Here is a 5,538-nt window from a genome sequence, read left to right as displayed (position 1 = left end):
TGACTAGGGTCCAGACTCAATTGAGCCAATATGCGACGAGAGCGGCGAGATGAACAGCGGCCAAGAAATTCCGGGCGAGCTTGTCATATCGCGTGGCGATGCGCCGGAAGTCCTTGAGCCTGCAAAAGCAACGCTCGATGACATTTCGGCCTTTGTAGGCGCGTTTGTTGAAGCGATGGATGACGACGCGGTTGGATTTGTTGGGGATGACGGGCTTGGCGCCGCGACGAACAATTTCGCCGCGAAGGTTGTCGCCGTCATACCCTTTGTCAGCGAGGAGCGCGCTCATGGGCGGCGCGAGCGCCAGAACATCGGGCGCCGCCGCGATATCGGCATCCTGACCTGGGGTCAGATGCAGGACCACCGGCCGGCAGAGCGGATCGCTCAGCGCATGGATTTTTGTCGTGCGGCCTCCGCGCGAGCGGCCGATTGCTTGATTGTGCTCCCCCCTTTTCCGCCGGAGGCACACCGGTGAGCTTTAATCGAGGTCGAGTCGAGCGACAGCACGACGCCGTCTTCGCCGGGCTTGGCCAGCGCTTCGAAGATTGCGCACCATCGCCCGCGCTTGGCCCAGCGGTTGAAGCGATTGTAGATCGTCGTGTAAGGGCCGTACTCACGCGGGCAATCGCGCCATCGCGCACCCGATTGCAGCATGTGAATGATGCCACTGATGATGCGCCGGTCGTCGTCCCGATCCGGCCCCGTCAGTCCCGTCGGCAGATGCGGTTCGATACGCGCCCATTGCCTGTCATTCAGCCAAAACAACCCCGCGTGCATTCTCTCGCCCCCGAATCAAAAACTTGCAGGAGAGGGAATCACGTGGCGCTATTTAGGTACAGACCCTAGTGAGTTAGTTGAAATGTGAAATCGCATACTCGGTTCCAGTATAGGCGCCGGAAATGAGTTTGTAACAGCTGCATGCCTTTTCCTCGAGGCAGCGACGCTCTCCAATTTGTAGCACGCCGCGCGTTTTACGAATCAGACGTTGTTCCTCAAAGTGGTTTAGCGTCTCAGTTACGCCAGCGCGTCGCAGCCCTAAAACAGAAGAGAGATATTCATGGGTAACTGGAAGCACATGAGCGTCCACAGCATCGCTCGCTAAACAGAGCCACGATGCAAGCCGCTTTTCGCGATCGTGTCGAACGCCGCACAGCCCTGTCTGAGCGCAATGCAGGCTCAGCGCTTGAACGTACCTAAGTAGGTGCTCTCGAATTTCAGGGCGATTGTTCATTAAGCGATGCAAGTCCTCGACGTGGATTCTGTGCGCGCTTCCCGGAAACAGCACAACCGCTTGATATGTCGAAACGTGTCCGCCCAATAACACGGAAGCTCCCACCGCCCCGCGACGACCAATTGTTGCGGTCTCAAGTATGCACCCCGCCGCAACAATCCTCAACGAGACAAGGCCCGATTCTACGAAATAGACGTGATCAAGAGGCCTTTTCGACTCATGTAGGAGCGTACGCTCTCTCAGTACGATTGGCTCCAAAAACTCCCCTATTGCCGCGAGGTCTTGCAACGAGAGCGCCGCCAGGATCGCGTTCTTGACAAAGAACCGCGTATTCGAGCGCACGGCACTCAACCGATGGTTCGTAGCCAGCGTGCCGCTGGCCCGCAAGAAAGCCGAATCTGGGGAGATGTCAAACATACCGAGGACGCCAGATACGTCAGTGGTCATAATGCCGCCTCCTGATGGGTCACCCCGTCGAAATTCACAAACCATTGAACTCGAATCATAACAACGCGTCAGTCCTGATTTGTGCGAAAGTGGGTCCCTTAACGACTAAATCCCGCGCTATCACGCTGCCTTTCGGCGGCTTTCACCAGCTACAGACTGCGCCTCTTACAAATGTATCCCTTGGCTCGCAGGCTGGCTGGTGAGCTGTTAGTGGCTCAAGCTAGATCCTGTGTTCGTTGCTGGTGAGTTTGGCCTCGACCCGGCGGCCGCACCTGCAGCGTCCCCAATGGTCGACGAAGTCGCCTGGAAAGACTGGCGGCAATCTCGCTCGAGCTCGATAACACGCCTCGCTGAACAACAGCGGCTCTGATCGACCCTCGATGGAATAATGTTTGCAGCACGTGCGAGACAAACTCTGCGCCGATTTGGTCGCGAGCGCCTCGCCCTTCACCTTATCTTATCCTGGAAAGGGGATGCGCTCTCCCAGCTCCGACACGTCAGCAAAAGCCACGGCCGATTGGCCGGTTGAATTAAGCGCTCCAGCGCCGACTAGCTCATGATAACTTGCCCCGTGGACTTAATCCGGCCTTGAAGTTCGTTCTGCCCCCGACGAGGACCAGAGCCTGACGGGCAACCGCGTTTTCTGAAGAGCAGATCAAGGGATTTGAATGAGCAGAGACCTGCTTCTCAGTCGCCGATCTGTGCTGCAAGTACGGCGTGAGTGACGCGAGCATCTACCAAATAGAAGGCCAAGTTCGGCGGGATTTGCGCCTTGCAAGCGCGTTGAAGTCTGCCGCTGCGATGACGGCCGCGGCAAAGCCTAGCGAGCAGCCGCGAACCGAGTCTTGCGTGGCGTCCGGTAACGGCCGTTGCGAAGCGTAGACAGGGAGGTTGCAGGTCGAAATCAAGTGAACGGGAAGATAGCCCCGAAATCGAACGTGATCGGAGTAGCCGACCCTGTCTCTCAAAGGGGCGCAATCGGAACCCGCGTCATCGCGAGCGGGCTGAGGTGCTCCCGGGGTTCGTACCGCCAGCATGCAACCAAGGAAGCAACTTGAACAAGGGAGATCCATCCGGTTCAAGGGCAAGCTTGTAGGACCTGCCAAGCCGATCAGGTGAGAAGGGGCTGATGACCGGGTGGAAGGCAGACTGACTGATAGTACTCGGAGGTCGGTAGAGCCGACTACATGGGGAAGCGGTCAGCGGTAGTTGAATTGTTCTTGGGCGACATGGGCTCCATTCAACGGGAGTCACGGCCTTCTACTCTAAGAGAAGATCAGCTGACCATGGAAACGAACTTGAACAAATAGCAGTGAAAGCTCGGCGCGAGCCAAATCTTCGCTTCAGCTCGTTGGCCCATCACATCACGGGTTCCAACTCTCGCCGACCGGGTGACGAGCGGACGCTCGTCGCCGCGGCCGGGAAACAGCCATCGTTTTGGCCGAGTGAGCCGCCAATACGTCCGCAGAATCCTCAAAAGCTGCGGCGAGAGCATAACGTAACGGTCCTTGCCGCCCTTGCCATGCTCGACCCGGATCAACATCCGTTGGCTATCAATGTCGACAACCTTCAAGAGGACCACTTCCGATACGCGCAAGCCTGCGGCATAGACGGTGGTCAGCGCGGTACGGCTCTTGAGGCTTGGGATTGCTTCCAGGAAGCGCACGAGCTTGTCGGCGCTCAGCACGACCGGCAGTTTGCGCGGTTTACGCGCCTAGGCGATGCGCTCCGGAACGGTGTCATGACCAAGCGTCACACCGTAGAAAAACCGCAGTGCGCAGACGATCTGGTTCAGGGCCGGCCAGGACATCCCCGTCGCGACCAGATGAACCTGGAAGGCACGGATATCGTCCAGGTCGAGGCGGTCAGGAGAACGACCGAAATATCGGCTCAACTTCGCTACGGCGGTGACAGATTGCGGACCGTCATGTCCTCGATCATGCGGCGGCGAAGTGGGCTGATCTCAGCTGATCTTCCCCCGAAAAAATGGACAGGGTTAAGCTGCTTTTAGCTCCATCACGATCGGGCTGATATAGCCGATGGCGGAGTGACGACGCTTTCGATTGTAGAAGCCCTCGATGTAAGCAAAGATATCACGTCTGGCTTCCTCACGTGTTTCATAGTGCTGGTGATGGACGAGTTCTGTTTTGAGCGTGTGGAAGAAGCTCTCCATCGGCGCGTTATCATAGCAATCGGCCGTTGAGGTAGGATTGCTGCGTCGCCTCGTGGCCGCCCAATATGCTTCGACGGAGTATCGCAAGATGATGCAGTCCGCCGGTCTTCGGGCCTCGATGAGCCGCAAGGTCTGAATGGTGGATCAAGCCGGCGCCAGGCCGCTGTGTCGCAATGGCCATCGCTAGGGCCGCCATTGGCAGTTCCGCGCCAAATGATCCGCCATCGCCCAGCCGACGATTTTGCGGCTGTAGAGATCCATCAGCGTGGCCAGATAGAGCCAGCCCTGCTTGGTCTCGACGTAGGTGATGTCGGCGAGCCAGATCTGGTTCGGCGCGGCGGTGATGAAGTTGCGCTCGAGAAGATTCGGGGCGATCGGGAAATCGTGACGGCTGTCGGTCGTCCGCACCCGGCGTGGCTTCGCCATGATGGCTCTGATGCCATGGCGGCGCATCAATCGCTCGATGCGACCGCGGTGGCCCCGCGGCCATGAGCCCTCAACTCGGCATGGACGCGCGGGCTGCCATAGCGGCCATTGGTGTCGCGGTGAACCCGCCTGATGTCGTCGACGAGCTCACGATTGGCGGCGGATCGCTGGCTCTCCGGGCGCGAGCGCCAGGCATAATAGCCGGCCGGCGAGACACCGAGCATGCCGCACATGATCGTCACGGGATAGTCGGCGCGGCGATCTTCGATGAAGCGAAATCTCATTTCGGAACTCCAGCAAAGATCGCAATGGACTTTTTTAAAATATCGCGCTCCATGCGCAGCCGCTCGTTCTCCCGCTGCAAACGCGCAATCTCTGCCGCGTGGTCCGCCGACGGCAGCGTCGCCTGCGTTGTGGGGCGCCGCGTCGCCGCCGTCGGCTCCAGCCGGGCCCCTCGCTGCTCCACCCACCGCCGCAGCACGGAATCGCGCAGGCCAAGCTCCCTGGCAACAGATCCGATCGAGCGCCCGCTCGACGCTACGAGATCAACCGCTTGCCGCTTGTAGTCATCCGTAAACGACCGACGTTGACGTCCTTCCATTCGACACCTCCTGGCTCTTCGAGCCTACTACAGGTGTCCATCAATTCGGAGGAGGTTCACAGCCATCGGAAAACCTCCTGTCTAAAGGGTTGGGCTTCGAAAACCCGCAATCCTCTCAGACAGGAGGCAATCCTTGCTATGTCTCCCTACATGCCGCGCCAGCGGCTTCGTTGTGTGCCGGGCATGCTCAATAGCTCGGAAGTGAAAGTCTTCCACCCAACCTGATGGAGGTGAAGGGTTAGTGAAACGCAAGGGCTGCCGTCGCGAGGCGGGGTCTGAAGGAAGCGTGGATCAAAGGTGCGAGCCGATGAACAAAAATCGGATATGAGGCGCAAGCGTCGGACGAGCGGGCGACACATCGCGAAGTCCAGATCCATCAAGGATGCGAAGCGTAGATCCGGCGGTTGTGCACCGAAGGCGATTGAGCTTACCCCGGGAGATCTGCCCGGTGTCGCCCTCGGGCGACTGAGACGACGCGAGGCCGTCTGACCACCGGGCAGAAGTCAGCTGAGGGCGTATTAGGTCAGGCTGTCGGCAAAGCTATTGAGGCACTCCAAGGCCGAAAGGTGGAGAAAACAGATAGGCGGAGCCGCAAACGATGGCTGAAGGCCCGAACGATTGAGAGAGCAAGTAGGACTGGTATCTCGTGAATAGAAAGCG

General features: G+C 58.8%; 1 protein-coding gene and 3 pseudogenes. All 4 read right to left on the bottom strand.

Annotated elements, in window-relative coordinates:
* Positions 1-16: 16 nt before the first annotated feature.
* Positions 17-796 (bottom strand): annotated as a pseudogene (locus FXV83_RS39760) (IS5 family transposase).
* Between the two features lie 54 nt (positions 797-850).
* Positions 851-1,678 (bottom strand): Crp/Fnr family transcriptional regulator, encoded by an 828-nt coding sequence (locus FXV83_RS39755; RefSeq protein ID WP_148745496.1) that lies wholly within the window; start codon positions 1,676-1,678, stop codon positions 851-853.
* A 1,396-nt stretch (positions 1,679-3,074) separates the two neighbouring features.
* A pseudogene (locus tag FXV83_RS43675) lies at positions 3,075-3,619 on the bottom strand (tyrosine-type recombinase/integrase); the annotation flags it as partial.
* 55 nt (positions 3,620-3,674) lie between these two features.
* Positions 3,675-4,878, bottom strand: a pseudogene (locus FXV83_RS39745) (IS3 family transposase).
* Between the last annotated feature and the right edge of the window lie 660 nt (positions 4,879-5,538).

The sequence above is a fragment of the Bradyrhizobium hipponense genome (genome assembly GCF_008123965.1).
Taxonomy (GTDB): Bacteria; Pseudomonadota; Alphaproteobacteria; order Rhizobiales; family Xanthobacteraceae; genus Bradyrhizobium; species Bradyrhizobium hipponense.
Note: the sequence above shows the minus strand (reverse complement) of the source record. Positions and strands in the feature narration are given on the sequence as shown.

Excerpts from the sequence above, each read along its gene's own strand:
- FXV83_RS39755 (WP_148745496.1), bottom strand. The coding sequence starts at position 1,678 with ATGACCACTGACGTATCTGGCGTCCTCGGTATGTTTGACATCTCCCCA.